Raw genomic sequence first — 5,117 nt, 5'->3', positions numbered from 1 at the left:
TTGCATTCATGGCATTTGGGGCGACTGGTGGAGTTTTGTCGCTAGTCATCCAAAAGCATGCAGTGATGTCTAGTCCTCACTTCTTGACAGCTACCTTACTGCTGACTTTTCTGACGATTAATAGCTTAATTTCCTTCACCGGGTTCGGCGGTAATAAGCCCGAACTGAGGAAAGTCCACGCCTACTTTGGGAGTGGAATCTTGGTATTAATGGTCGTCCATGCCATGATGGGCTTGAGATTGGGCTTGTCGATCTAGACTACTTTACCCGCTCGAAATACCGTAGGGTGTGTTATTACAAAGGGTAACGCACCTAAACCTAAGATCGATCGCAAACTACCCGAAACCCAAAATAAGAGCAGCGATGATTGGGCTGGTAATAGATCCGCGCTGCACTCCGACAATAGCTCGGCTTACTGTACCAGGAACCCCCTCGCAACACACGGGTGGGGTTAGCTTCATTAGCCCAAGCACTGCCATCTGCGGGGGCACCTATGTAGCTACCATGATAATTGTCGGCGCACCATTCCAAGATATTTCCGTGCATGTCATCTAGCCCATAGCCATTAGCGGGAAAACTCCCCACGAGGGTAGTTTCTTCACTGCGATAGTTGGCGACTTCCAGACTAATTGTTTCCCCAAAATAGAACGCTGTCGTCGTCCCCGCTCTACAGGCAAATTCCCATTCAGCTTCGGTAGGGAGTCGGTAGTGACGAGCGGTTAATTGAGATAATTTCTGGCAGAACTCGATCGCATCATGCCAGGAAACCGTCTCTACAGGTCGATCGCCGCCCTGAAAATACGCGGGGTTACTTCCCATCACCATTTCGTATTGAGCCTGTGTAACGGGGCTTTTGCCCATGTAGAATGAAGGTATGTTGACTCGATGCTGCGGTCGTTGAGCAGCACTACTACCGTCTTCCAATTCCGGCGCGCCCATCATAAAAGTTCCGGCTGGAATATTTACCATTTGTAGCCTGACGCCACCACTTAATTCTTCAAAGAAGCGATTGGCTTGCCCTGAAGATTTTTTGACTATTAACTTATTACTACCCCACAAAGTTTTACTGCTAACTAATCGTGCCGTCTCAAATCCAAATGGTTGTAGCTCGGGAATGTTAATGCGATCGTGAGGCTGAGATTGCTGTCTGGCGATTGATTCTGGCGAAATTTTTGCTTGTCGATCGATATTTACAGCAACAGGCTCTCGAACTCCAGCAACTTTTGCAGCAGCTCGATGTGTACCTAATGCGACTAACACATCACTTGCCGATTGATAACGCTGAGACAAGGCATTGGCAATCATTTTATCTAAAATCTTACCCAAGCTTTCATCAACAATGTTATCGACTAAATAATCACGCCAAGCCCAAGCATCCTGACTCAAATCGAACAGGTCGAAAGGCGAAACCTGAGTCAATAAATAGATACAAGTCACACCCAAACTATAGATATCGCTGGCAAAGGCTGGTTTACCTCGGACTTGCTCTGGAGCCACATATTCAGGACTACCAATGACAGTTCCCGTCTTGGCAAGCATCGTTTGAGTAGCCTGTTTCGCCGCCCCAAAGTCTACTAATACTAGTACTCGATCGCTTTGCCTACGGATGATATTTGCTGGCTTAATATCCCGATGAATAATTGGCGGCGACTGATGATGTAAAAAGTCTAAAACTGGCAGGAGCGATAATAATAATTCCCGAACTTGATGCTGGTTAAATGCCCCCTCTCGAACTACTTCCTGCTGTAAATCCTGCCCATCGATAAACTGCTGGACTAAATATGGTTGCCCTTTAATATCAAAATAAGCAAACAGTTCGGGAATCTGTGCGTGTTTCCCCAATGTCTCCAGATGCTTTGCTTCTTCATAAAACAGATCTAGAGCCGTCTGCCGAATTTTCGCGTTGTCACTGTTAAAAGCAAACTGTTTGATAACGCACAGCGGCTGATTTGACTGGTATTCATCTACTGCTTTGAAAGTCTTCCCAAATCCACCTTGCCCTAGTAGCTTTTGAGCGCGATAGCGATCCTTGAGGAACAGTCTCGCTCCACAAGCCAGACAAAAGTTGGTGTCATGGCTATTTTTAGTAGGAGCGGGGCAGAGAGGATTGATACAGTAGCTCATAGCTGGCGAGATATCGATGCGGAAAATTTAGCGGTGGGCGTCTTACTAAAGTTAGTATGCCCCTTGAGCTAGAACATAACGTCAGTTCGATCGGGATGCGTGATGTTAAATTAGATTTGGGACATTAGCTGGTAAGTATATGACTATTACTGCTTATAAATGGTCGATCGATCGATATCATCAACTAATTGAGATGGGGCTACTCGATGATGCTCTTTCGCAAGGGCTATCCCAACAATCGGTAGAACTTTTACAGGGCGAAATTATTGTTATGTCCCCAGAAGGAGAATCCCATGCTTACTACAACACTGAGGTAGCCGAATATCTGCGTGAGTTGCTAGGAGCTAGAGCGAAAATCCGCGATGCCAAGCCAATTACTTTACCAAATGATTCGGAACCTGTGCCCGACATTGCCATCGTGCAACCACTGGGTACGATATATTTAGAACACCATCCTTATCCTGAAAATATCTTTTGGTTGATTGAATTTGCCAATACTACCCTCAAGAAAGACTTGGGATTGAAAAAAGAAATCTATGCAGCAGCAGGAATCCTCGAATATTGGGTAGTCAATCTGCAAGCTACCGAATTAAAAGTTTTTCGAGATTTAGTAGATGGAACGTATTGTGAAAAATTGACCTTTACTAATGGTACGATCCAGCCGCGATCGTTTCCTGATAAGATCGTCGATATCCAAAGATTATTGAGAGCGTAGCTAATTCGCTACCGATAATTTTGACTTATGCTTGCGATCGATAGTTGCTCGGATATAATTGGCTTATCTGCAATTGTAAATATCACAGCATGAGTTCGATCGTTCCACCCAAAAACTTAGACACAGCGATAGGCACAGTTGTCAGCGAACGGAAAAGAGCGATCGCTTACAGCATGGACTTACTCATCCCTGGTTTATATATCTGGATTGGGAGCTATACTCTCCGGCTATTTGGCGAGAAGCCAGATGATACACCCTACAGGTATCCTGGCATGTTAAATAGTCGATATGGAGTAGCCTTAGTAGTTCATGGCTATCGGATTTTCACGACTGATAATTGTTGCTATGAACTTTAAATGGTTGTATGGAAATCGATAGTGAAGACAAAGAGATTCTCGAACGTTTGGAATCAGAATTGTGGCGAGAAGAAACTCGCTTCAATATTCAGCGGATGAACGAACTTATCGCGGATGACTTCTTTGAGTTTGGACGGTCTGGACGTGTCTATCAACGACAGGATACACTTGAAATCGACCGCCAAGCCATAGATGCTGTATTACCACTGCCAAAATTTTGCGCTCGGTTGCTCGACGAAAACACGGCTCAGGTTACTTATGAGAGTGCGGTCAAATATAATGGGATTGTTGAATACGCACGTAGAAGCTCGATCTGGTCTCGATCGATCGACGGCTGGATAATTCGCTTTCATCAAGGTACGCCGTTTTATCCATAAGTTTTGCACATCGATTACCGACTGTAGGCTCCGCCAACGAGAAATAACAGCATGAAATTAAATATCCCCGAACTGTCTTTAGTTGTCCTCATCGGTGCATCCGGTTCGGGTAAATCTTCCTTTGCGCGTAAGCATTTTCTGAATACCGAAATTATCTCATCCGACTACTGTCGATCGATCGTCTGTGATGATGAAACTAATCAATCGGCTACTACCGATGCCTTTGAATTGCTACATTACATTGTTGCCAAACGGCTCAAAGGTGGCAGATTGACCGTTGTTGATGCGACTAATGTTAAGCCCGAAGACCGCAAACCATTATTACAATTAGCAAAAGATTATCATTGCTTTGCGGTCGCGATCGCGTTTAATATACCTGCGGAATTGTGTCACGATCGCAATCAACAGCGCGAGAATCGCGACTTTGGTATCCACGTCGTCAAACGACATACCGAAAATCTGAAACGATCGCTACGTCATCTAGATAGAGAATTTCGTTACGTCCATATTCTATCGAATGTCGAACAAATTAATAACGTCGAAATAGAACGCCAACCACTATGGAATAATCGTAAAACCGAAACAGGGCCATTCGATCTCATCGGTGACATTCACGGTTGTTGCGATGAACTCGAAATCTTGCTCGATAAATTGGGTTATGTAGCGCACTCAGAACCGCAACAGCCTTGCTGGGACTTTCCCACATATAGACATCCTACCGGACGACAGGTGATGTTCGTTGGGGATTTGGTCGATCGAGGCATTCGCAATCTCGACTCGATTAAGCTCGCGCGAAATATGGTGGCGGCGGGGAGTGCGCTGTGCGTCTGTGGCAATCATGAATTTAAATTACTGCGCTATTTACGCGGTAAAAATGTCAAGCTCAATCACGGTTTAGAACTCACCGTCGCCGAAATCGAAGCCATCCCCGAACCAATTCAAACCGAATTCCGCGCCGAACTAGCCAAATTTATCGACTCGCTCCTGAGTCACTATGTCTTCGATGATGGCAAGCTCGTTATCGCTCATGCTGGACTCAAGGAAGAGCTACAAGGGCGCACTTCCGGGCACGTCCGCTCTTTTGCCATGTACGGCGAAACGACGGGCGAGATCGATGAATATGGGCTACCTGTGCGGGCGAACTGGGCGCGAGAATATCGCGGTGCGGCGACGGTGGTTTACGGACATGTGCCAGTAGTCGAAGCGGAATGGCTGAATAATACGATCGATATCGATACTGGCTGCGTTTTCGGTGGTAAATTAACGGCATTGAAATATCCCGAACGGGAGATCGTTCAAGTCCCGGCGGCGCGGGTATATTACGAGCCAGTTAAACCGCTGGATGCAGAAACTAGCGTTCGCACTGCTCAACAAGAAGATGATGATATTTTAGATATTGCTGATGGGGAGCATCCCACTTTTTATTCGATCGGGACAAGTAAACCTTTTGTACTAGTGGAAGGATTAAGGAATTTACCTCTAGATCGAGCAGATCGAGCATAATGCTGAGATAATTAAAGCGAGTAAATTCAAGGTAATGTGATG

5 protein-coding genes and 1 pseudogene are annotated in these 5,117 nt (G+C 45.6%); 5 read left to right on the top strand and 1 reads right to left on the bottom strand.

What is annotated here, in order from left to right; translation table 11 throughout:
• The coding region (locus RMO52_RS03315) for a DUF4079 family protein (protein WP_310410805.1) at positions 1-257 on the top strand (257 nt) is incomplete at its 5' end.
• Between the two features lie 61 nt (positions 258-318).
• Here the strand turns inward: RMO52_RS03315 and RMO52_RS03310 are convergent.
• Positions 319-2,124 (bottom strand): bifunctional serine/threonine-protein kinase/formylglycine-generating enzyme family protein, encoded by a 1,806-nt coding sequence (locus RMO52_RS03310; protein WP_310410803.1) that lies wholly within the window; start codon positions 2,122-2,124, stop codon positions 319-321.
• 139 nt (positions 2,125-2,263) lie between these two features.
• On the opposite strand from RMO52_RS03310, the gene RMO52_RS03305 reads away from it, so the two are divergent.
• The 4 genes and pseudogenes from RMO52_RS03305 to RMO52_RS03290 all read left to right on the top strand — a co-directional run.
• The gene (locus RMO52_RS03305; RefSeq protein WP_310410801.1) at positions 2,264-2,839 is read left to right on the top strand and encodes a Uma2 family endonuclease; all 576 of its coding nucleotides are present in this window, start codon (positions 2,264-2,266) and stop codon (positions 2,837-2,839) included.
• 89 nt (positions 2,840-2,928) lie between these two features.
• Positions 2,929-3,195, top strand: coding sequence for a hypothetical protein (locus tag RMO52_RS03300; RefSeq protein ID WP_310410799.1), 267 nt, complete (start codon positions 2,929-2,931; stop codon positions 3,193-3,195).
• An 8-nt stretch (positions 3,196-3,203) separates the two neighbouring features.
• A complete protein-coding gene (locus RMO52_RS03295; protein WP_310410797.1) occupies positions 3,204-3,572 on the top strand; it encodes a DUF4440 domain-containing protein in 369 nt (122 codons plus the stop codon).
• A gap of 51 nt (positions 3,573-3,623) precedes the next feature.
• Positions 3,624-4,976: pseudogene (locus tag RMO52_RS03290) on the top strand (AAA family ATPase); the annotation flags it as partial.
• Between the last annotated feature and the right edge of the window lie 141 nt (positions 4,977-5,117).

The sequence above is a fragment of the Chamaesiphon sp. OTE_8_metabat_110 genome (genome assembly GCF_031382685.1).
Classification (GTDB): domain Bacteria; phylum Cyanobacteriota; class Cyanobacteriia; order Cyanobacteriales; family Chamaesiphonaceae; genus Chamaesiphon.
Note: the sequence above shows the minus strand (reverse complement) of the source record. Positions and strands in the feature narration are given on the sequence as shown.